The organism is Thermogladius sp., assembly GCF_049970955.1.
Taxonomy (GTDB): domain Archaea; phylum Thermoproteota; class Thermoprotei_A; order Sulfolobales; family Desulfurococcaceae; genus Thermogladius.
The window spans coordinates 50513-72822 of sequence record NZ_JBMFLY010000001.1; the positions used below are offsets into that span (position 1 = coordinate 50513).

General features: G+C 53.1%; 19 protein-coding genes, 4 tRNA genes and 1 pseudogene. 13 read left to right on the top strand and 11 right to left on the bottom strand.

The window, feature by feature from the left end; genetic code table 11:
• Nucleotides 1-5: 5 nt before the first annotated feature.
• From ACP5VX_RS00330 to ACP5VX_RS00350, 5 genes and pseudogenes are all read left to right on the top strand, one after another.
• Nucleotides 6-773: pseudogene (locus ACP5VX_RS00330) on the top strand (RNA-guided pseudouridylation complex pseudouridine synthase subunit Cbf5); the annotation flags it as partial.
• On the top strand, nt 770-1351 hold the full coding sequence (locus ACP5VX_RS00335) for a class I SAM-dependent methyltransferase (protein ID WP_428723912.1): 582 nt from the start codon (nt 770-772) through the stop codon (nt 1349-1351). The pseudogene ACP5VX_RS00330 and the gene ACP5VX_RS00335, both read left to right, overlap by 4 nt.
• 163 nt (nt 1352-1514) lie before the next feature.
• A complete protein-coding gene (locus tag ACP5VX_RS00340; protein WP_428723913.1) occupies nt 1515-3122 on the top strand; it encodes a potassium-transporting ATPase subunit KdpA in 1608 nt (535 codons plus the stop codon).
• Entirely contained in the window at nt 3115-5229 is a 2115-nt protein-coding gene (locus ACP5VX_RS00345; protein ID WP_428723915.1) for an HAD-IC family P-type ATPase, read from the top strand. Before ACP5VX_RS00340 ends, ACP5VX_RS00345 begins: the two co-directional genes overlap by 8 nt.
• The gene (locus tag ACP5VX_RS00350; protein ID WP_428723916.1) at nt 5226-5693 is read left to right on the top strand and encodes a potassium-transporting ATPase subunit C; all 468 of its coding nucleotides are present in this window, start codon (nt 5226-5228) and stop codon (nt 5691-5693) included. Before ACP5VX_RS00345 ends, ACP5VX_RS00350 begins: the two co-directional genes overlap by 4 nt.
• Nucleotides 5694-5805: 112 nt before the next feature.
• Here the strand turns inward: ACP5VX_RS00350 and ACP5VX_RS00355 are convergent.
• The 3 genes from ACP5VX_RS00355 to ACP5VX_RS00365 form a co-directional block, all read right to left on the bottom strand.
• Nucleotides 5806-5881: transfer RNA gene (locus ACP5VX_RS00355), tRNA-Gly, on the bottom strand.
• A 110-nt stretch (nt 5882-5991) separates the two neighbouring features.
• Nucleotides 5992-6363: a hypothetical protein gene (locus ACP5VX_RS00360; RefSeq protein WP_428724017.1), complete on the bottom strand. Its 372-nt coding sequence runs from the start codon at nt 6361-6363 to the stop codon at nt 5992-5994.
• 175 nt (nt 6364-6538) lie between these two features.
• Nucleotides 6539-7243, bottom strand: a complete 705-nt coding sequence (locus ACP5VX_RS00365; RefSeq protein ID WP_428723917.1) for a nucleotidyltransferase family protein — start codon at nt 7241-7243, stop codon at nt 6539-6541.
• Nucleotides 7244-7332: 89 nt separating this feature from the next.
• On the opposite strand from ACP5VX_RS00365, the gene ACP5VX_RS00370 reads away from it, so the two are divergent.
• Nucleotides 7333-7405, top strand: a tRNA-Phe gene (locus tag ACP5VX_RS00370).
• A gap of 22 nt (nt 7406-7427) precedes the next feature.
• On the top strand, nt 7428-7991 hold the full coding sequence (locus ACP5VX_RS00375) for an archaemetzincin family Zn-dependent metalloprotease (protein WP_428723918.1): 564 nt from the start codon (nt 7428-7430) through the stop codon (nt 7989-7991).
• On the opposite strand, the gene ACP5VX_RS00380 is transcribed toward ACP5VX_RS00375, so the two are convergent.
• Entirely contained in the window at nt 7988-8458 is a 471-nt protein-coding gene (locus ACP5VX_RS00380) for an archease (RefSeq protein ID WP_428723919.1), read from the bottom strand. The two genes, ACP5VX_RS00375 and ACP5VX_RS00380, sit on opposite strands and share 4 nt — an antisense overlap.
• Nucleotides 8459-8547: 89 nt before the next feature.
• Between ACP5VX_RS00380 and rbcL the strand changes: the two genes are divergently transcribed.
• From rbcL to ACP5VX_RS00400, 4 genes are all read left to right on the top strand, one after another.
• On the top strand, nt 8548-9882 hold the full coding sequence (rbcL, locus tag ACP5VX_RS00385) for a type III ribulose-bisphosphate carboxylase (RefSeq protein ID WP_428723920.1): 1335 nt from the start codon (nt 8548-8550) through the stop codon (nt 9880-9882).
• Nucleotides 9883-9978: 96 nt separating this feature from the next.
• A complete protein-coding gene (locus tag ACP5VX_RS00390) occupies nt 9979-10611 on the top strand; it encodes a phosphatase PAP2 family protein (protein WP_428723921.1) in 633 nt (210 codons plus the stop codon).
• A gap of 41 nt (nt 10612-10652) precedes the next feature.
• A tRNA-Ser gene (locus ACP5VX_RS00395) sits at nt 10653-10736 on the top strand.
• Between the two features lie 178 nt (nt 10737-10914).
• Entirely contained in the window at nt 10915-11454 is a 540-nt protein-coding gene (locus ACP5VX_RS00400; RefSeq protein WP_428723922.1) for a cation diffusion facilitator family transporter, read from the top strand.
• An 8-nt stretch (nt 11455-11462) separates the two neighbouring features.
• Here ACP5VX_RS00400 and ACP5VX_RS00405 read toward each other — a convergent pair whose 3' ends face one another.
• Nucleotides 11463-12023 (bottom strand): chromate transporter, encoded by a 561-nt coding sequence (locus ACP5VX_RS00405; protein ID WP_428723923.1) that lies wholly within the window; start codon nt 12021-12023, stop codon nt 11463-11465.
• A gap of 188 nt (nt 12024-12211) precedes the next feature.
• Between ACP5VX_RS00405 and ACP5VX_RS00410 the strand changes: the two genes are divergently transcribed.
• Nucleotides 12212-15325, top strand: a complete 3114-nt coding sequence (locus ACP5VX_RS00410; protein ID WP_428723924.1) for a DEAD/DEAH box helicase — start codon at nt 12212-12214, stop codon at nt 15323-15325.
• A gap of 25 nt (nt 15326-15350) precedes the next feature.
• On the opposite strand, the gene ACP5VX_RS00415 is transcribed toward ACP5VX_RS00410, so the two are convergent.
• Nucleotides 15351-15707 (bottom strand): hypothetical protein, encoded by a 357-nt coding sequence (locus ACP5VX_RS00415; protein WP_428723925.1) that lies wholly within the window; start codon nt 15705-15707, stop codon nt 15351-15353.
• Between the two features lie 94 nt (nt 15708-15801).
• Between ACP5VX_RS00415 and ACP5VX_RS00420 the strand changes: the two genes are divergently transcribed.
• Nucleotides 15802-15904 (top strand) — tRNA-Glu (locus tag ACP5VX_RS00420).
• Nucleotides 15905-15922: 18 nt separating this feature from the next.
• Here the strand turns inward: ACP5VX_RS00420 and dcd are convergent.
• From dcd to ACP5VX_RS00445, 5 genes are all read right to left on the bottom strand, one after another.
• Complete coding sequence (dcd, locus tag ACP5VX_RS00425) at nt 15923-16450, bottom strand: dCTP deaminase (protein ID WP_428723926.1); 528 nt, start codon at nt 16448-16450, stop codon at nt 15923-15925.
• 83 nt (nt 16451-16533) lie between these two features.
• Nucleotides 16534-18396 (bottom strand): hypothetical protein, encoded by a 1863-nt coding sequence (locus tag ACP5VX_RS00430; protein WP_428723927.1) that lies wholly within the window; start codon nt 18394-18396, stop codon nt 16534-16536.
• A 101-nt stretch (nt 18397-18497) separates the two neighbouring features.
• Complete coding sequence (gene thyX / locus ACP5VX_RS00435) at nt 18498-19415, bottom strand: FAD-dependent thymidylate synthase (protein WP_428723928.1); 918 nt, start codon at nt 19413-19415, stop codon at nt 18498-18500.
• 53 nt (nt 19416-19468) lie between these two features.
• On the bottom strand, nt 19469-20230 hold the full coding sequence (locus ACP5VX_RS00440; RefSeq protein WP_428723929.1) for an anaerobic ribonucleoside-triphosphate reductase activating protein: 762 nt from the start codon (nt 20228-20230) through the stop codon (nt 19469-19471).
• Nucleotides 20231-20257: 27 nt separating this feature from the next.
• Nucleotides 20258-22168 carry an anaerobic ribonucleoside triphosphate reductase gene (locus ACP5VX_RS00445; protein ID WP_428723930.1) on the bottom strand — a complete coding sequence of 637 codons (1911 nt, stop codon included), beginning with the start codon at nt 22166-22168 and terminating at the stop codon, nt 20258-20260.
• Nucleotides 22169-22310: the final 142 nt, after the last annotated feature.

The window sequence follows — 22310 nt, forward strand, 5'->3', positions numbered from 1 at the left end:
TAACAGGTGTCCTGCCAGTAGGCCTAGAGAACGCCACAAAAGTGATCGGTAACGTAATCCACACGGTCAAGGAGTACGTCATGGTGATTCAGCTCCACGACGCGGTGAATGAGGAGAGTTTGAGGAGGGCTGTTGAGTACTTCAAGGGCGAGATCTACCAGAGACCACCTTTGAGATCGAGCGTGAAGAGAACTCTGAGGAAAAGGAAAGTCTACGAGATAGAGCTGCTCGAGTACAGGGACAAGTTCGCACTAGTCCGCGTACTCTCCGACCCAGGTACTTACATGAGGAAGATAGCTCACGACATAGGGTTGCTACTGGGTGTAGGGGCTCACATGAGGGAGCTCAGGAGGACTAGGACAGGGCCGTTCAGAGAGGACGAGACCCTGTTTACATTGCAGGAGGTCATGGAAGCAGTCACTCTATGGAAGGAGAAAGGGGACGAGAGACTACTCAGGAGAGTAGTACAGCCTGTCGAAGTCTCGGTTGTACACCTACCTAAAGTAATGATACTAGACACGGCAGTAGACGCCATAGCCCACGGAGCCAACCTCGCCGCGCCAGGCGTAGCGAGAGTCACGAGCGACGTGAGGAAAGGATCTACGGTGGCGGTTTTTACACTGAAGGGCGAGCTGGTATCGCTGGGCGTATCCCAGCACGACGCCGCCGAGATCAAAAACATGGACAAGGGCATCGTAGTTAAGACCAAGAGAGTATACATGCAGCCGGGCGTATACCCGCAAGCCTGGAAGAGGCAGGTCTCGAAGAGTTGACCCACTACTTTAAGAAGGGGGCTACAGGGAATAAAGTCGTAGTCACCTACGTCTACAGAGGCGTGTCTCTCCAGTTCATTTCGTACACGAGCCTGTTCTCCGGTAGCGAGGTCGACGAGGGCACTCGACTGTTACTGGAACACCTAAGGATACCCGACGAGGGAGAAGTCCTAGATGTCGGATGCGGTTTTGGCGTCATAGGTATAGCGGTCGCGAGCGTGGCGCCCCGCCTGAGAGTCTACATGGTGGACGTGAACCCGCTCGCAGTTAAGGTCTCAAAGCTAAACGCTAAACTGAATAAGGTGGAGGATAGGGTTGTAGTGGTCCTAGGAGACGCCTACGAGCCTTTCAAAGGGAAGAAGTTTGATGCGATATACTCAAACCCCCCTCTTGCGGCGGGCATGGAGGTAGTGGAGAGGATAGTACTGGGGGCTGTCCACCACCTGAAGAGCGGTGGATGGGCTCAGTTCGTGCTAGCTAAGGGTGGAGAGAGGATTCTTAGCAAGGCGAGAGATGTATACAAGCGCGTTGAAAAGGTCAGCAAGAAAGGGTACACTCTGATATATGCGGAGCCCTAGCACTTCAACTATTCATGGTAGGGAAACTTTGTAAAAGGCCGTCTTAAGCGGTATGCTGTTAGATTAATAAGGTTGCCATCTAATACCCATTTCCATGTCTATAGTGGACAGGTGCCATGAAGCAATAGTGCTAACGGTAGTCCATTAACTTTAGGGTGTTTCTATGATTCAACTGCTGATCGTCTACTGGCTTAACGTCTTCTTGACCACCGTCGTAGCGGGCTACGCACTAAGCGGGGTTATTAGAAAAATGGTTGTTGAATGGCACAAGAAGCCCCCGAGAGTCCTAGAGGTAATTTACAGGTGCTTGGACCGTATGGGCTTAGACACTGCTAACAAGTCCTTCACCGACTACGCTAAAGACTTACTGTTTTTCAATTTCATCTTAATAGCCATCGACACCGTGCTACTCGCTAAACAGGGGCTATTCTTCGGTGGAACCGACCTTCCATGGGACCTAGCTTTCCATACGGCGGTATCCTTCGCGACGAACACGAATCTCCAGCATTACATCGGCGAGACGACGCTAACGAACATGGCTCAAAGCATAGTTATCGGCTCGACGATGTTTCTGGCTCCCGCTACAGGTATAGCAGTTTCGCTAGCATTCCTCCGGTCGCTGATTGGAGAAGGGGCGGGCAACTTCTACCGCGACTTGATAATGACGTTAGGGCTACTGTTGCTACCGCTATCCATCGTCAGCGCAGTACTGCTATCTGCCCTGGGCGTCCCACAAACCTTCAAGGAGTGGGTTCTAGTAGAGAGCCCGTATTCCGGGTCGTTTATGTTGAGGTTAGGCCCAGTAGCCTCGTTCGAGGCGATAAAACTTCTAGGTACTAACGGTGGGGGTTTCTACGGGTCGAACTCCGCCTACCCTCTCGAAAACCCGAGCGGGCTCACGAACTTCATAGAGTCGGTTTTAATGCTACTCATACCTACGAGTATGCTCTTTGCATTCGGCAGGGTCTTAGGGAAACGTAGGGGCCTCTCCCTGTTCGCCGTAGCCTACGTAACGGCTTTCATAATCGTCGGCGTCTCCGTAGTAAGCGGCGTGCCCTCCCTAAACAACCTGATAGAGCCGAGACTCGGCTACCCGGGCACCCTCGTTTTCAATACGGCCGCTCTCTTGTCGAATGCAGGGGCCACGGCTTCGAGTCTGCTGGCCATGAAGCCCTCCGCCATAGCCGCCTTCCTTACAGCTATGTTCATCCAGGCCGTCCCCGGGGCCGATGGAGTAGGGCTGCTGTACCTGCTAGTCTACGTCTTCATAATAATTTTCATCGGCTCGTTGATGGTGGGTAAGACTCCGAGATTCGTTAACATCCCCATATCTCCTAGAGTAGTCAAGCTATCTACAGTGGTGTTCCTGATACACCCCGCCATTATACTCGTGCCGACTTCTATAGCTCTAGTACTAAGACAGTACACAGCCTTTTCGAATAGCCTGGACCCTCTCACGTACACGATGGTCTTGTATGAGTACACCTCTGCGGCGGCCAACAACGGCTCCGGCTACCTAGGGTCTCTCGGTAACACGGTCTTCTGGAACCTGTCGACGGCTATAGTCATGCTCTTGGGCAGGTATTTGCCTATTCTCCTGTTCTTACTGATAGCCGACGACATCAGTAAAGCCAAGAGAAGCGTTGCCGAGGAGCCCGTCGAAACACAGGGGTTGCTGTTCGTAGTATTCTCTGTGGTCATGATCCTAATTCTGGCCGCGTTAACGTTTTTCCCGTTCCTGGCGATAGGCCCCCTGCTCATGGGTGGATGAGTTGAGCGAGTTTAAAGTCAGCTGGATTAGTGTCTTAGCCGAGTCTGTCAAGAGGCTAAACCCCCTCTACCTACTGAAGACAAGTCCGATAATGTTCATTGTAGAGCTGGGGGCGTTCTTCGAGTTACCTCTCGTCTTCTACCCCTCGCCTTACTTGGGCACGTGGTTCTATGTGGACGTCTTCGCCATTCTACTAATCACGGTGTGGTTCTCGACGCTGTCGGAGTCCTTCTCCGAGCACGAGGCTAAGGCTAGGGTCGACTTCCTGAGAGGGCTCGAGAAAGAGATAGTAGCACATAAACTGGTAGGCGACAAGGTGGTTGACGTCAAGTCTAGTGAGCTGAGGATTGGGGACTATGTAGTGGTAGAACAGAACGAGTACATCCCTCAGGACGGCTTTGTTGTTGAGGGGGAGGCCTTCGTCGACGAATCGATGCTTACAGGGGAGTCGGAGCCCGTCTTCAAGGGGAAGGGCGACAGAGTCATATCTGGTACTAAAGTGGTAATGGGCAAGATCGTTGTAGAGGTCGCTGCTGAACCGGGCAAGAGCTATCTCGACAAAATGATAGCCCTGATCTCGGGGGCCAAAAGAGCGAGGATGAGGAGCGAGATAATGCTGTCGATGCTACTCCTCGGCCTCTCGCTGATCTTCCTAGTGGTAGTGGCGTCGCTGTACTTCATACTAGGCGCCTTCGGCAATTACCCAGACCCGTCTCTCATGATTTCACTACTGGTGGCCTTAATGCCGACAACCATAGGGGGGCTACTGCCTGCGATAGGGATATCGGGTGTACTAAGGCTCGCGAGCCACAACGTCATCGCCAAGTCGGGTAAGGCGGTGGAGGCGGCGGGTGACGTAGATGTCGTGATCTTCGATAAGACTGGCACTATTACCGAGGGTATCAGGAGCGCTGTCGAATTCATCCCGCTGAACAACTATAGCGAGAGGGACGTGGCGATCGCGGCGTACCTGTCTTCTGTAGGAGACTCTACGCACGAGGCGAAGTCGATAATCGAGCTGGCCGAAGAGAAAGGCTACGTCCCAGCCAAAGTCCTAGTGGAAGAGGCTATGGTCGCGTCGAGGATAAACTACACACCTAGCAAGAGGTACGGCGGTATAGTCTTCGCGTGGAGGGGAGGTAAGAGAGTGTTCGGGGGGCCGGAGGGCCAACCACTGTCCAGGATTGAGAAGGAGATTTTAGCCATGAGGAGTCTGGGTGAGGAGGTCAGGATAGTCAAAGGAGCTCCAGACGCCATATTAAGACTCCTGGGCATTGAAAAAGACCCCAGGATAGAGGACATCGTGAAGACTATAGGGTCTCGTGGCGACACCCCACTACTAGTGGCCTTCAACGACGTCCTCGTCGGTTTCGTCGTGCTGAGAGACAGGTTGAAGAAAGGTATCAGGGAGAAGATCCACGAGCTGAAGTTGATGGGCATAAAAACGGTCATGATCACGGGAGACAACCCCTATACTGCGGCTAGTATCGCAAAAGAGGCTGGCATAGAGGATTTCTACGCCCAGGCCAAGCCCGAGGACAAGCTGCTGTTGGTAGAAAGAGAAAAGAAGCAGGGGCATGTAGTGGCAGTTATGGGCGACGGAACAAACGACGCCCCGGCTCTCGCGAGGGCTGACGTTGGTGTTGCAATGCACACGGGAACGAGGCCCGCTAAAGAGGCTGCCAATATGATAGACCTCGACTCCAACCCGGCTAGGATAGTCGACATCATCAAGCTCGGCAGGTCTATATTAACGACCAGAGGCGCTCTCACGACTTTCAGTATAATGAACGACATAGCCAAGTACTTCACTATACTCCCGTTCATAATCTCAACAGTAGTACCCCAGGCGAGCTTCCTAAACTTCCTCAACCTGTACAACACTGTGACGGCCGTCTTAGCCACCATGATTTTCAACGCCATCATAATCCCGTTGTTAATACCGCTCGCAGTGAGGGGGGCGGGTTTCAAGGTCTCCACTTTCAAGAGGCTCCTAGTGCGGAACCTTATCGTGTACGGTATCTCGGGGGCTATTATACCGTTCGTCGCGATCAAGTTGATCGATACCGCGGTCGCATGGACCATTTACGGGGTGATCCACTGGTGAGCTTCTCTAGGGTCGTGCTTAGGCTGGCTTGCCCGGTGGCTCTCCTACTAATTCTAATGGTCGTGTTGGGCTTCGTGTACCCGGCCTTAGTGTGGCTGGTCTCACACGCGATTGCGCCGTGGCGGGCTGAGGGGAGTCTACACGTGGCCTGCGGGAGGGTTATAGCCTCCTCCCTGGTGGCGCACTACAACGAGTCAAGCCCTCTATTCCACCCCTTCAGCACTAATATGACCTCCTCAGGTGCGGACCCGTACGTTCCACTAACCTACGCGTTGGAGCAGGTTGATAGAGTGTCCAATGAAACGGGTTTGCCGCGTCACCTACTCGTGAAGCTCCTGCTAGACAACGCCGCAAAGAACGCCGTGGCGAACCTGCACTTGTTTTCTCCAGGTTACAGCATAGTCAATGTAGAAGAGGTCAACCTGGAGATTCTACAAATTCTCAACAAGACTTGCGGGTGGTGAAAGTGAACATACAGATGATCCTGTTCGTTGCGTTCGTCCTACTCTCGGCAATAGTGTTGTTGGTGGCGTTGGCAAAGGAGGGATGAGGTTAGGGAGGACGTGTTTAAGCCGATGCGGCGGCCGGGATTTGAACCCGGGATCTCCGGCTTGGGGGGCCGGCGTCCTATTCCAGGCTAGACGACCGCCGCGTCCAAGAATATCATCTAAACTGCATTGTTTTATAAACCTATAAGCCCAGGTCTACGCGTAACGTGGAATAGTAAAAAAGGTAATTATCGTGGGAAAGACTGCAGTACAGCTAATAAGATGGAGACCTTTCCTCCTCGGGCTCGCCGCGCTTTACGCTCCCGGCTCTTATCACCTTTATGACGTAGTCTATGAAGCTTCTGACCTCCTCAAGCTCCTCCTCTGGTATGTCCTTTATTTTGCGGTTCTTGTTCTTATTCGTCAGTAACTTGAGAAGCATCAGTCTCCCGATAGCGGTCTTAGTCGATATCTTCCCCTCGTTCCAGTCCCTCCAGATCGCGTTGGCAATACCGTAGAACTCTGGTATGCTGTCTAGACCGGGGTCGCCTACATCTATGACCTCTTTGCCCAAATACTTATACCGTTCTTCTTTCTCGCTCTCCGAGAACTCTTTAGTCTTTTCCTTTATGTACTGGTGGACCAAAATTACACCAAGAAGCATAAGGTATCTTGTCGTATTAAGTTTTTCTGGCAAGACTCTCCGGGAGGAGGATTAACGTTGTGTGTTAGCAAACCGTTTTAAACGGCTACTGCGATTAAGAAGGGCTGGATGATGAGAAGAGGGTCTCATGAACCGTGATGTGAGCCGGAAATGCTGATCATAGCTCTCCTTTAAGGACGTTTGAGATGAGGTTAGACGCCTCCTCCAAGTCTTTGTACGTGTCTATAGCCCTCCAAAACACGTTGTCATACCTTACAACGCCTAGAACGCCCTCCTCAGCCATCTTGGGGAACGCGGTTTTCTCTAGATCCCCCTTCTCGGGGAAGTACCTTAAACTCTCGGGTCTCAACGCGTAGATGCCGGCGTTAATCCAGTAGTCGGATATAATAGGCTTCTCCACGAAACCCACCACCTTATCACCCTCAATCCTTAACACTCCGTAGGGGCTGGGCAACGGTATCGACGCGATGACTCCGAGAAGCTTCCTGTCTTCCTCGAGTTTGACTACGAGCTTCTTGGGGTCTAGGTTTGTGAGTATATCACCGTTTATCACTAAGAAGATGTCGTTTTTAGACAAGACATGCTCGGCGTTCTTTATAGCCCCGCCTGTGCCTAGGGGCTCGTCCTCGATAACGTAGGTTATCTTAACGCCGTGCCTACTCCCGCTACCCAGGTGCTCGATGAGTTTCTCCTTCTTGTAGCCGGCAAGTATCACGAGCTCCCTAACTCCATGCTTCTTCAACCACTTGATCTGCCAGTCTATGATGGCCTCCCCCGCTACTTGGACTAGGGGTTTGGGGACGTCTTCTGTGAAGGGTCTCAACCTCTTCCCGAAACCGCCCGCCAATATGGCCGCGATCAAGGTTTTACCCCACACAACCAGAAAGCTGTACAAATCTATGTGTGGTTAAAGTATTAAAATCCCCCATGCGAGATTCAGAATATGCAGGGGCCGCCGTAGCTCAGCTGGGAGAGCGCCCGGCTGAAGACCGGGATGTCCGGGGTTCAAGTCCCCGCGGCGGCATTTCGACTCCTAGGGTGGTTGATTGCCCAAGCTCTACATTGTCCCTTTAACTCGAGCAGGTATTGTCGAATACCTTGACACCATAATTGGCATGGTTCGCGAGAGTTACAGCAGGGCTGGTGTGGACCTGGAGGTATACAGTTGGCCGGAGGTTCTCAAGCCGAGTTTGAAGTGCTACGACTGGGACAGGATGCAGTACCGGGCTGGTTGTATAGTTGAGGACTTGTACAGGGGGGTCTCGAGTCTAGACGAAGGGGGTTATTTCGTCGGGGTGGGAATGATCGACGGTTACGAGCCTGGCTTAAACTTTGTGTTCGGACTCGCGGAGCCTCGCAAGAGGACGGGAGTAGTCTTCACTAAGAGACTGAGAGAGGAGTTCTACGGGAGGTCGGCTAAGTTCGACCTCTACGTAGAGCGGGTAGCAAAGGAGGTGGTGCACGAGTTGGGACACCTACTCGGCCTACCCCACTGCCACAATAGGAGGTGTGTAATGAGCTTCAGTAACAGTATAGTCGACGTCGACTCCAAGGAGAGGTTCTTCTGCGACGAGTGCTCACTTACTCTTAAAAAGCTGGTTCTGCACTAGATGTCGAGAACGAAGTAGGCGGTCCATTTGTCGTCTTTCAAGATCCTCATCAGACTGTATGTGACGGCCTTGACCTCAACACGGCCCTCGTGTAGCGAGGGGTCGAAGACTTCCCCAACACATCTACCGCTAACTCTGTAGTTGAGCTCGTTGCCCCTCCTCTCAATCTCTAACTTGTGTACCTCGAGGTCTCTACACATAATCCTCTCAGAGTAGTACACTGTGAGGAGGGCCTCGAGCCACCTGTACAGCAAGTTCTCAAGGTCGAACCCTTCGGCGCTAACACCTCTCTCCAATACCGGTCTAACACTCTTAGTGTCCACCATGCTCTCGAAGAGCGCTAGCCCCGCGTTCTCGAGAAGCTCCAGTATGTCGCTCCCCACCGCCTTAACGTATATGTCACTCGTGTGTTCCAGGTAGTAGAACCTCCCCTCCGGGTCCTCGTATACAATTTTTTCCTCAACCAATTTGGACACCCTCAAACTTATTGGTCTCCCCAAGGTCGGAGATTTAATCGTGAATTAACCCAAAATATTCTTTAAGTGAGGGATCGTAATTGTCTAAGGAGGGTTTTGAACCATACCCCGAGTACGTCGACAAAACCTACCAGCCAGACCCTGATACCCATGTGATAGTCACGTTCAGAGTCAAGCCGGCCCCCGGGTTCACTGTAGAGGACGCGGCAGGCGGGGTAGCGGCGGAGAGTAGCACTGGCACTTGGACCACGCTGTTCAGCTGGTACGACGTCTCGAGGGTTAAGAGGTTAAGTGGTAGGGCCTACTACTTCAAGGACTTGAAGGACGGGTCTTACATTGTTAGAGTAGCCTACCCCGTCGAGCTGTTCGAAGAGGGGAACATGCCGGCGTTCTTGGCTAGCGTGGCTGGCAACATATTCGGCATGAGGAGAGTTGAGGGTCTAAGAGTAGAAGATATTTACCTGCCGAAGCAGTTCCTCCAGTACTTCAAAGGCCCCTTCAAGGGCGTTAAAGGGGTAAGAGAGATATTCAAAGTCTACGACAGGCCCATTGTGGGGACCGTGCCTAAGCCCAAAGTGGGCTATACTCCAGAGGAGGTCGAGAAGCTAGCGTTCGAGCTTCTAATGGGAGGGATGGACTACATAAAAGACGACGAGAACCTGGCCAGCCCTAGCTTCTGCCGGTTCGAGGCCAGGGCAAAGTCGATCATGAAGATCATCGACAAAGTGGAGAAAGAGACTGGTGAGAGGAAGGCTTGGTTCGCCAACATAACTGCGGACGTAAGAGAGATGGAGAAGAGGCTTAAGCTGGTGGCGGACTACGGCAACCCCTACATAATGGTCGACGTCGTCATCACGGGCTGGTCGGCCCTGACCTACATTAGAGACCTCGCGGAGGAGTACAAGCTAGCGATACACGCTCACAGAGCGATGCACGCCGCTATGACGAGGAACCCCTACCACGGTATCTCGATGTTCGTGCTCGCCAAGCTGTATAGGATCTTGGGGATGGACCAGCTACACATAGGTACGGCAGGGGCGGGCAAGCTCGAGGGCGCCAAGTTGGACGTGGTCAGGATAGCCAAGATGCTCAGGGCGGAGGACTACCAGCCCGACCCCGACGACGACTTCCACCTACCTCAGAAGATGTACCACATCAAGCCAATGATGCCCGTGTCGTCTGGCGGCCTGCACCCCGGCAATCTACCAATAGTGATCGAAGCCCTTGGGACGGACCTCGTCATGCAGATAGGTGGAGGTACAATAGGGCACCCGGACGGCCCTAGAGCGGGAGCTACAGCAGTTAGGCAGGCTCTCGACGCTATAATAAAGGGGATACCCCTAGAGGAGTACGCGAAAGACCACAAGGAACTCGCGAGAGCCTTGGAGAAGTGGGGCTTCGCCAAGCCTATATAGCCCGCACTCTAAATCCTCGTATGCCACACACTTTTTTACCTTACCCAGGCATGCTTAACTACAAGACTTCTCAAAGCTAAGGGGCTGGTGTTGGTTATGGTGAAGACTTGGCTCAAACTAGCCTACTCGCTGGTGCTCTTTGGAGCGTTGTCCGCGGCAGTCTTGTCAGGGCTCCTGAGGGGTCTAGACTACTATGTTTACGAGCAACTAAGGTTTGACAACGTCGTGGTTGTAGGGATCACGAGTACGGCGAGCGTGGCTTTCCTCGGCGTGGTCTGGGTCGTAATGGCTGTTACAGACCTCGTCCGCGCAAGGGGGCTCAGAGAGCATACTTACGAGGTGGCGGTTTTACTTGTGTTATCCGTCTTGTTCGACGCGGCCTTCAAGCTGGTTTTCAGAGTACCGCGGCCGGGCTTGAGCGGCCCTCTTCAACCAGTGTCGGCGTTGACGTCCTTGGAATACTACAGTTACCCGTCCGGTCACGCCACGAGAGCAGTAGCGCTAGCGCTGTACGCAGGTAAGAGATCGAGTACCGCGTGGAGCCTGGCTACATACACCTGGGCCCTCGCAGTCTGCCTATCAAGGATACTCCTGGGTGTCCACTGGACATCTGACGTCTTAGGGGGGTTTGCGGCAGGTCTCATCACATTTTATGCCTCGGAACTACTAAAAGACCCCTTGAAGAAAGTTCTCGAGGCCCTACGGCTAGGGTTCATTTTGAAGCAGTGAGCACGGTTTAAAGACCTTGAAAAAGGATAAAGGTAAGTAGAGCCGGGGTGCCCGAGCGGCCTAAGGGGCTGGCCTTGAGAGCCAGTGGGCTTACGCCCGCGCGGGTTCGAATCCCGCCCCCGGCGTTCACGAGACAGTTTCGTACATCGCCAAGTAGGTTCAGTCGCGGTTTTCGTTTTGACGTATTCTTAGTGTTGTCCCCGCGGATAATGTAGAAGAAACGCTAGACCCCACTTCTCCGACTTTTTCGTATAGCTCAAGACCCTGGTTCAGAGCTTCAAAGTATACTCGCTCACACTAGTCTTGGTTCTACTGGTCTCCGCAGCTATCAAGGAAGCCCTGGCCGTGTGGGCTTTCAGGCTGGGGGAAAAGTTTAACTCTGAGTCCATAAAAGGTGATGCGTGGCACCACAGGAGCGACGCAATAGCGACTGGGCTACTAGCTCTCGCTATATTGACAGCCGGTGGCACGTACTGGTGGGTCGACGGCGTAATGGGGTTGGTGGTCTCGGCCTTCATAGTGGTGACAGGGGGCAAGATCGTCCTCGACGCCTCGAGCGTCTTACTTGGTAGAGCCCCATCGAGGGAGGAAGTAGAGGAGATAGTAAGCGTGGTCAAGAAGGTGAGCCCGAAAGTCCAGAGCGTACACCACATACACGTACACAAGTACGGCGAACACACAGAGGTGACCCTCCACGTGCACTTACCGGACGACACGTCTCTCTCGGAGGCGCACGAGATAGCTACTTTAATAGAAGACGTTTTGAGGAAAGAGCTCGGGTATGAGGCTACAGTGCACGTAGAGCCGGCCAGTGCTAAAAGACTCAAAAACCATGCCGACTAAATCCCGGTTTACAACCCGAGTACTAGTCTGACGAGTATACTCAACCCTGCCGAGGCGAGGATCACGTATATCGGATGCAGCCTCGCCAAGTACAGTAGCGCGAAGGCTATCACGAATATGACCGCCGAGATCACGTCGATAAAGGGAGGTCTCTCGACGACGAGGACGCTCCTGCCGACGGTTATTAGCGCGTAGAGTATGAGCGCTACCACGGCGGAGTTTATGCCCCTGAACACGATCCTAGCCGCCTCTGTGTACATGTAGCGTGTAAGGAACATCGCTATCACTAGTATCACCAGATAGGGAGGCACTACCACGCCCATAGTGGCAAGTATCGAGCCCGGTATGCCCCCTAGCTTGTAGCCTATGTAAGTGGCGGAGTTGATCGCTATAGGACCCGGGGTGCTCTCTGCGATACCTAGTATTTTGACGAACTCGTCCTCGCTGACCCACTTGTTGATCTCCACCAGCTCCTTATACATTAAAGCTATCCCTCCGTACCCTCCGCCGAACATGAAGAACCCTATCTTCATGAACTCCAGGAACAGCTGGAGTAGACTTACATTCATCCCCGTAAGTCACCTAGACATAAAGACTTGGGGCCATCTATTAAACTAGAGCCCACAGCCTAAGCAGTTACCAGTTGAACAGGCCCGTGTAGAGTAAGCAGGGTAGAGCGAGGCGACTGGAAACAGGTGTAGGAGTGGTAAATTAGGGCTTCCCCCATTTGATTAATTGGTTGTCAGGAGTACAGAGTATGAGAGTCGATACAAGGGCTCTGCTAGAAAGGCTGGGCTACAACTACTACTACGAGGTAGAAGAGGCCTCTAGCCCGGACTACGCGGATGTGAAGTTCTCGGACTTAGTGCCCGAGCTTAGCGGGCTAAGCATAGGGGGTAAGAGGCTCTACAGGCACCAGCTCGAGGCCTTCGAAGCCCTGAGGAACGGCGAGAACGTCATACTGATCTCCGGTACTGGTAGCGGTAAAACAGAGGCGTGGGTCCTATACGTCTTGGACCAGGCTAGAAGGGGCACACCCCTCAAGGTAATAGCCGTCTACCCGACACTAGCGCTCGCGAACGACCAAGTCAAGAGGATAGCAAAGTACTCGGGTCTGCTGAAAATCGGGTTCACACAGCTTGACAGCATACGAGTCAAGCGACTGTCCGCGGCGGGGAGGAGAAAGCTGGTCGAAGAGATGGGGAAGGTTAAAATCGTAGTTACAAACCCCGCTTTCCTCTTAAACGACTTGAAGAAGTTCCTCATAACCCAGAGCTCGGCGCTCTTACACAACTTCTACAAGGGTCTGGACTTGCTTGTTATCGACGAGATAGACTTCTACAGTCCCCGCAGCCTAGCCCTACTACTGGCTATGCTCAAAATTTTAAGCGATGTGTCGGACAAGAAGCTCCAAGTCGCTGTGCTGGGGGCGACCATATCCAACCCGGACGATCTCGGCGTCTTCCTGGAGAAGGTCACTGGCAGGAAGTACCGTGTAATCAGGGGTAAGCCGTTCAGGGTCGAAAACAGGACTTACATCGTCCTCGGTAAAAACCTCAGGGAGATATGGGAGAGAGTTAGGCGTGAAGTAGAGAGGCCCGAGTTGAGGGGCAAAATCCCAGAAGAAGTGAGGGTGGCTATGGAAAAATTCGATGTTTTCGCAGAGAGGCCGTACTTCTACCTCCAGTACCTCGAGTCGCTAGGATTAGAGGTCCCCCCGATCCACCCAGACTACATTGAAATACTGTCGGGCTACCTCGCCGACGACTACGTCACAATCGTTTTCACCAGGAGCATAAGCCAAGCAGAGGAGGTTTTGAGGGACCTCAAAAACAGGTTGGGAGAAGGGGTCCCCGCTGCCACGCATCATCACCTAGTGCCGAAGGAGAGACGAGAGGAAATTGAGGAGAAAACAAGAACGGGGCTTATCAAGCTACTGATATCCCCCAGAACTCTCTCCCAGGGGATAGACATCGGCGAGGTAGCCAGGGTGGTTCACCTAGGCCTGCCGGACGACGTGAGAGAGTACTACCAGCGAGAGGGGAGGAAAGGGAGGAGAGCCGAGCTAGGCTACTCGGAGACTGTGATAATACCTATCGGCCGGTGGGACAGAGAACTGCTCGCCAACGGTTTCGACGCGCTCAAAGAGTGGCTCAACCTCGGAGTAGAGAAGACAATAATCAACCCGGGGAACCTGTACCTCCACCTGTTCCTCGGCCTCTCGAAGCTCTTGTCGCCGTGGTTTAAAGGCGAGCTGAGCGAGCTGGAGAAAGAGGCCTTGGAGAAAGCAGGCCTGCTCTCTAGCGGCAAGGTTAGCTTAGACTACCTGAGGAGAGTATACGAAAGGATCAACTTCTACGAGTACGCTCCACCGTACGGTATCAAGAGGTACCTGGTGAAGGGCGACAAAGAGCTGGCTTTAGAGCCGATAGGGCACTGCGACCTCGTAGAGAGGTTTCAGCCGGGCTGCATCGACTACGGGGAGGAGGCAATAGTTGTTTCCCTAGAGAAAGGTAGGAGTACGAGACACGTCGCCCGGGTGGTAGAGAAAGGTTTCAGGGAGATAGACTTCTACCAGGACGACGCGTTCAGGCTCGCCTTGGAGGAGTACAGGTACATAAAGGACGGGTGGGGCGAGAAGCCGAACATACTGAGGGACCTCCTAGCTGGAAGAATATCGTCTTACGAGCTCTGCGTGGTCTACGTGCCCTCGAGGGGGTTCGGGGTCTACAAGAAAGTCCCAAACCGCTGTGTATGGACGGTGAGGTCCGAGAAACCCAAGTCGATAAGGGTCGGGGGAGAGACCATCGTCTTCTACGATAGGAGGAACATATACCTCCCAACACCGACAGGAGGCGAGTACAGGGACTTCACCTACGGATACAGGTTTGACGTAGACCCCGCGGAGAACGCTGAGCTCCTCAGGCTGGCCCTCGCCAGCCTGATGATAATTCTCAGGAAGAGGCTCGGTATAGCCTTCGAGACCATTATGTACGATGTCGTCAAAGTCGGTGAAACGAAGTACTTCAACCTCCACGAACCCGAGTCAGCGGGTCTAATAGACAGCATAGACTGGGGCACCGTTAGGAGGGCTGTTGAAGATTACACATTCACACCGCTCGACAGAATACTGCTATCCCAGATAGACGAACTAGCGTACTCTACACTAGTCTCGTACGAGTTTAACTGGGAGGTCGTCAGGCAGGAGATCCTTAGGGTCATTGATTACATTATTGCCAAAAAGAAGCTACCGCTTCTCGTGAGGGGGGTCAGGGTGAAAATCCCGAAACCTAGCAAGGCTTTGAAGATAGGCGCCCTCTACGCGTTTACGGAGGTGTCAGGCGAGGACTCCCCTAGACCGGTGATGATCGCGGGGCTCAGCTTCTTCGACGGCGAAGACGCGTACAACGTCGTGGAGTCCTACCCGCCAATACCCTACATTAAGCCGCCGGAGTCGTTAAGGTCTCTCGAGGCACTCATAGCCGAGAAGGTCGACTACGAGGACTACAAGCTCGTGGTCGAGTCCAAAGACAAGACGTTGGAGCAGCTAAAGAGGGCTAATCTCAGAACACTGGTAAGAGTGCTCGAAAACGCCGAGCCCGGTAAGCTGATCGATGTAAGGGAGGTCAGTAGACCGGAGTGGCTCAGGGGCCTGAGCTTGAGAGACGTCCTTGTCGAGACGGGGTTGCTCACGCCAAGTGTCAGTATCGAGGACGTGTCCCTGTCGATCGCGCGCGTTTTCGAGAAGGGTAAAATATATCCAGAGACCAAGAACGTCATAGAGGCGTTCCTAGCGGAGCAGTCTAGGTCCTTGTACTTAAGCTACCTGCTCCTCACCTCGTCGGAAGTAGAGAACTTGGGAACCGGGTAGGGGATGGGCCCTCATGTAGTTTTGGCTAGGGTGAGACGGCCCCTCCGTTACCGTGCTGCTCGCGCTTCTTCAGCGCACCGGCTATCTTGTCCCACCAGAGAAATAGAATGCCCAAGACTATTATTTGTCCGATGTCAGGGTAGAGCGTCGAGCCTTTGGGGGTCGACTCTACGATGAGTAGTGGTAGCACTGTCAGCTGGACACCGGTAGAGGTAACGACGAGATAGACCACAGTGTAATGTAGGAGTACTACCACTAGGCCAAGTATGGTAACGGCGGCTCTGAGTAGAGCGCCTCTAAGTAGGGACGATAGGATTATTAGCGCGACCACGAGGGCTCCGACGATCGCTGAAAGCTCGTATACAAAGCCGGGCGAGAACACGCTCAACACCGTGTCTAGCCGTCGAGCTTGGGACCACTGTTAAATACGGGGGGCATTGAAATTTAAAACTCCTCTACTTATAGAATTAGAAGGAGCCGCCGTAGTATAGCCCGGTCAAGTATGCGGGCCTCTCGAGCCCGTGACACCCTAGGCCCGTGAGGGTGCGGGACACCCGGGTTCAAATCCCGGCGGCGGCACTAGGAATAACGCCTCCTCTAACTCCTGTCCTTCAACGCTGGTGTTACACCGCGTTGGCCCTGGTACTTGCCGCTGTAGGGCTTATAGACCGGGCTACTCGTCCTGAGGAAAACTACGTGGAGGAAACGCTGGCCAGGGTATACCCTAACAGAGTTGGGCCCCCCAACGATTTCAATAGTTACCTCCCCTTTGAACCCGGCATCTATTACTGTAGGGGGTATGTAGATCCCGGCTCTAGCGAAGGTACTCCTCAGATTGACCAGGCCGACGAGGTCGGCGGGTAGCTCCACCCATTCCAAAGTCGTCGTCAAGACGTGTTCGTACGGTTTTATTAGGAAGCCCTCTTCGCCGACTCTCTCGCACTCGAGGAAGTCTGTGACGTTCATCTCTCTCGTGTCTATTACCCCACCCGTCTTGAACCTGCAGAACTCGCTTCCAAACCTTAGGTCAACGCCGTTCTCCCTCACGGTGTCCTCGTGAAGAGGGTTTATCACGAGGAGTTTCTTCTCGAGGTAGACCTTGATATCCCAGTCGCTGAGGATCATACTACCACCTCGTACCACTACCTATTACTACATACCGTTACTCATTAAAGGGGTCGGTTTGGCGAGGGGTAGCTCTACACGGTTCAAGAAGACACTACGACCACTCTCAGGTAGAAGTTCTCGTATATAGTCTCCGCTCTGAAGTTTGCGGGAATAACGGCTTGGTCGGTCATCGGCAGGACCACTACTACGCGCCCATTTTCTCTTACAGCGAGCTCTATAGCACTGGTACTCAGGATAGGGTAGGAGGTGAGCATTCTGGGATCAGGGTTTCTCACGAAGAGGTGGATGAACCTAGCAACCCACTCGGGTGCTAGAATGGGCATTTTACCGTAGAAGTCCGCGACTCTCGCGGACACGTCTACGGCAGCGTTGTAAAGGAGCAGGTCGGGTGGCATTGGTCTCAATAGAGTTGGGGTCCTGTACAAGGTGTTGTAAATCACAATGTTATAGAAGTCTCCTCCCGGTAGTACAGCGTAGAGTCCCGGCAGGGTGATCAGTACGGTTATGACAGCCAGCGAGTTTCTGAGACCCGTTTCAGAAACCTTCTTGAAACTGGAGGCCAGGATTAAAGGAGCTATCGTCATCAGGATCCTGTCCCACTCACTCCCGCTAATATTTAAGGTAGGTGCTACCAGCGGGGTAAGAGAAATCATGAGTAGGGCTAGCGAGATAGTAGCAGAATACCTGGGCTTGCTCAGGTCTTCGCTTAGCTGGGCGACGTAGAAGGGTAGTAGAGGACCTAGTGTTATGATTAGGTATGCCGTTACGTAGGGTGCTTGCACTGCCAGGCTATTATATGTAACCACTGGCGGGGATACTACTGAGACAGGGTTCCCGACTAGAGCCGGCAGTCTCATCATGAAATGAACGGTCACGTAGTAGAAGACCAGGGAAGACGCTAGGTAAGTAAGACCTGTTATGGCCCTCCTCCTTTTCAGTATTTCAAGCAGCCCTATCATAAGAGCTGAGACGCTCGAGGTAAACCCGCCGAACTCGCTGGCGAGAGTGGATAAGGCGAAGAACAACAAGGGGGTTAGGCGCCGATCTTCATCGACGAAGATGACTGCTGTCAGAAAGAAGAGCTCGGCGAGGAGTTGCTTCATCAAGTCCCAGGAGAGTCTCAGCATCAGCAGACTGAAAGAAGCTGCTACGCCGAGAGCTATCCCCGTCTTTCCCCTCAACCCCATCAACTTTGTTCCGTAGTAGACCGTGAGTGCAACTACTATCGAGTATACTGCGGGGGCGTACAGCTTGAACACCATCACGGGGTCAGCGAGCCTGGCAAACGGGTAGAGTAGCCAGTCTAGGAGCGGGGGTACTCTCCTCAAACCTCCAAACCAGTAGTATACGCCGAACAAGCTGGGAGAGGCTGCGAAGTCCTTTAAATGAGCAACGTACTCCACCGTGTCGTAACCTAGAATGTAATTGGAGTATGCTAGCTCAGGTACAAGTCTAACGAGGAACGCTATAGCCCCCGACACCAGGGCAGGGTGTGCTAATAGGGCGCGGGCAATACCGGTCACGGTGTTGAGGGGGTTGGGAAGGAGCGTCTGCCAACCCTTGACGAGGTCACCAGCAGCAGACAAGACCAGCCCCATAACCACCAGCATAATAGTCGGCGAGTAGTTACCTGCGTCTATAAAGCCCCCGAGATAGAATTTCAGAGGTATACTCTGGAGGGCGGTCAGCACGCTGTAAAGCCTCCCAGCCGTGACCAGGAGGAAGCCGGTAAACCATATTAGCTCGCCTATCGGGGCCTTGCCCCCTCTTAAAACACCGCGTTTCATACTCGCTAGAAGTAAGGTAAGGAAGGACATCCACACAATGAGGTCTAGTCTAGTAAAATATGCTAGAAGGTCGTCTGTGGGAGTTGAGGCGGCAAGTACTAGGATAGCGAGAAGAGCGATACTCTTCAGTCTCTGGGCGAACATCAGTTTGCCCATGTAGTCACGTCCCAAGGATTTGTTAGCGGCCGCGCGTTATATAAATGCCCGATAAAGTCTCCAACAGCCTTCAGTATACCTGTGAAATCTACGTCGCGAACTCAGCCCGTTCGAGTACACCTCTGGAACTCCGACACCGAGTAAAGGAGGCACTCATGTATTTTGTCTCTCGGCACTAGCTCAGGGCACCTCTCGATCGTGAAGGAGCACTTCTTATTCACGAAGTCCTCCAGGCTACACGGGCTACTTCTGGCCCTGTTTTCCATGAGGACACAGCGCGGACCTGAGAATTTGAATATGAGCGGGTCGACCTTAACGAGCTCCTCTCTCACAGCCCAGGCGACCCACCTGATCTCCCATTGGGCTCTGCTACAAGTCCTTAACGGTATGAACACCTCGAGTAGTTCCCGGGCGTTCATGCTCACAATAACCCTTGTCTTAACGGCCTGGGGTAGGAGAAACCTGGCGTCCTCGTAAATAATCCCGTTCTTGAGGACCTCGTAGTAGTCTCTGACGCTCTCAAGTAACCTCTCCAAAAACGCCCTGTTCTCAAGTTCGACAACCTTTGGAGGCACGATAAAGGCCTCGCCGACAACGTCAAGGAGGGTATTGAAGTCTAGTCTCATCTCGAGGAGTCTGTCTATCACCTCGACCTCGCCGACGTCTTCACCTGTCAACCCAGTCAACTCTCTAGCTCTAGACACCAGGCTTCTCAGGTACTTGTCGCTGTACCTCTGGCTTAGCTGGGAGAACGAGGCATGCCTGTGCCTAACCAGTTGGTGGCTGCACACCCTGCTGCAGACGACCTCGAACACGTAGATGCTGTGCTCTAGTGGGCTGCCGTGACCCCTCTTAACCAACTCGGTAATCCACGTCTCTATTTTGTTTTCGTCCATTCTCTCCGCGATACTCTCGAAGTCTTTCGGAGTAATGGTGAGCTTAGCCGAGATGGCGATGAGCTTCTGCGCGTCGGGCAGCCTAGCTACAAGCCTGGCTGAAGGGTAGTGTTTAGGTGGCATCCAGCTATCCTACCGGCACCAGGTATTGCTGGCAGAGGTTAAAACGGTGTATTTCAGCTAGAAAGCCACCTTTTTACCCTTACGCGGAAGCCGAGCTTGGACACCGTCTCGGCAACCTCGTCTAATAGACCGTTGTCCGGGTTACAGAAGAGCTTGCACCAGTCTGGGTCTCTCGGCGTGGTAACCGGCTCACCGAGTAGTGGCTCGACAACGATGATAAGCCTTCCGATTTTGGACAGGTACTGTTGGATTTTAACCAGGTATTCCGATACGAGGGCTGGTTTACTGAACTTGGTGATGGGGATTCTCAGCTCTAGGGGTACACCGTAGTCGGCTACGAGTGCGAGCCCCTTCTCGTATAGAGACCACAACTTCGAGGCCGTCTCGGGGTCGTGTCCGTACATAACTTCGGGAGGGAGCTTCAGGTCCGTGGCGATGTGGTCTACTAGTCCCTCTCTGAGGAGCCTACTCAGTGGTGAGTACAACGTTAAGTTCGTGTTAACGCTAGTCTTCCCCCCTATGTTGTTTTTCACCAACCTGAGCAGCTTACTCAGCTCCAACCACTGTACTAGGGGCTCTCCACCGGTCACGTGAAGGTAGTCGACCAGCATCTTGGACGCGTCTAGTTCGTCGATCAATCTCTCGATATCGAGGAGTCTACACCTCTCCGGGTCGTTTACGGCTAGCCTCCAGTTATGGCAGAAGGGGCATCTCAAATTACAGCCGCAGAGCCATAGGGTGAAAGTGACCGAGTCTACAACGTCGACCAGGCTAACATTCTTCCAACCCGCTCCTACAAGTCTGATGTCCTCCATAACAAAAACCCGTTTTTGACCCTCGCGCTACGTGTAGTGCTTTCTAGTCCAGAACTCCTTTCTCCTGTATGGGTTCCAGTTCTTCAGTGGTCTGTAGTACCCTATAATCCTGCTCCAGATCTCCACGTTCGTGTTGCCGCAAACCGGGCACTTAGTGTAGAGACCGGTGAAGGTCCTGTTACACGAGGGGCAGTACGTCAGAGCTGGTGTGAAGCTCCAGTACACGATGTCCGTCTCCATGATCCTCTTGGCGAGCTTTGCGAGGGCCTCCGGCTCTGGCTCTTCGCCGAGGAATATGTGCATCATGACTCCTCCGGTGAAGTACTTCTGGACTCTGGCCTCGATCTCTATCCTCTCGGCTAGATCGATTTCGCCATAGTACGGCGCTATACTTGTACTGTATACCGGGTTCTCCGGGTCGGGAAGGTACTCGGCGAGCTCAGGGTACAGCTTCATGTCGATAGAGGCCATCTTAGGCGACGCGGACTCCGCGGGGACTTCCTCCACGTTCCACGGTGTACCGGTCTCCCTCATCCACTCCCTTGCGTGGCTGGTTGCGAATTCCACCATTTTCCTCATCAACTCGGCGGCTCTCAACCAGTCTTTCCTAGACCCCTCGAGCCATAGTTTGGGCTCTCCCATGTAGATCGCGGCGGCCTCGGGTAGCCCTACTAAACCAATGGTGTTGAAGTGGCTAGAGGGGAACTCCGGCATGTACTCCAGTATCATGCTGTAGAGACCCGGGTACTGCTTCATCAGCTTCACATACCTCTGCCTGAACCAGTCGACGGCCTCTCTCACTAGCTCGAGCCTCTCCTCGTACAGCTCCCAGAACTTGGACTCCTCTCTCTGGGACTCGAGTACTACCCTAGGCAAGTTAACGTCTACAACGTTCACGCTGCCCGTTATGTCCGGCATGGCCCACAGCCCTCCGAACCTCTGTCTCTCCAGCTTACTCCAGTACTCCTCCTCAGCCTCCTCGAGGTCCTTCCTCGTAAGCGAGCTACCCTTTAGGCTGAAGCCGCCCGTCTTAGAGTAAGCGTACAAAAGCTCGTTCCTGTCGATGGCGATCCTGCAACACATCGCGAAAGACCCGTCGGGGTCGACAATCCTCGTATTGAGCCAGTAGAAGCTACCCCTCTTAGCCGCGGTCTTAAACACTAACTCGTGAATCTCGGGGTCGTCCCAGATCCAAGAGGCAGTGGTCATGAGCGTCGGTATAGGGAACGTAAACGGCTGTCCAACGGCGTCGCCCTCCATGAGCAGTTCGAACATCGCCTTCAAGAACGTCTTGGCCTCGTCCTCGTAGACCCCGAGAGGCTCGACCTTCTTCCCGTCATATACAGCGTAGTCTCCTTCAAGAGCTTTCTTGGCAGCGTCCATTGTGACGGTGAAGTTTGTGAACGGCGTCTGCATTCCGACTCTAGTCGGGTAGTTGAGGTTGAAGAGTAACCTCTGTATTTGTTGCTTAACGGTTTTGAAGTCCAGTTTGTCGTTTCTAATAAATGGGCCGGCATACCACTCAACGCTCGAGAATGCTTGAGCACCGGTGAAGTAGTGCTGTAGGGTTATCAGGTAGTTGGCGACGTGGTCGACATAGGTGTCGAAGTGTTTGGCCGGCCTCGAGACAACCGTGAAAGTCTTCAGGCCCTTCTCCAGAAGCCTGCTAACACTGTGGCCCGAACAGTAGGGTATGTATATACTATAGGGTAGCTTGTGGATGTATATCAGCCCCGCCTTATGGGCCTTGAGGATCCTCGACGGTATCAAGTCCAGCAGGTCCTTCTTCATGTACTCGTCGAGTAGGTAGCTGAAGAAACCGGTGGGACCCATATACCTGTTAGCGTTCTCGTTCACGTCTAGACTATTCCACTTAGCGTACTCTACTAATGGGTCGACCTTGCTCTCTATTTTATGACTCACGATCTGCTGATCCATAAAAATTTCACCTGATCCAAATCCTTGAAAAGTATTCTTGCTGATATTCTATTGGTTTTAGAAGGTTTAAAAGAGAGTGATAATTTCGTTATTATACCTAATTATTAAACACCGTAGAAGCGAGAGATCACCATTTTTGATT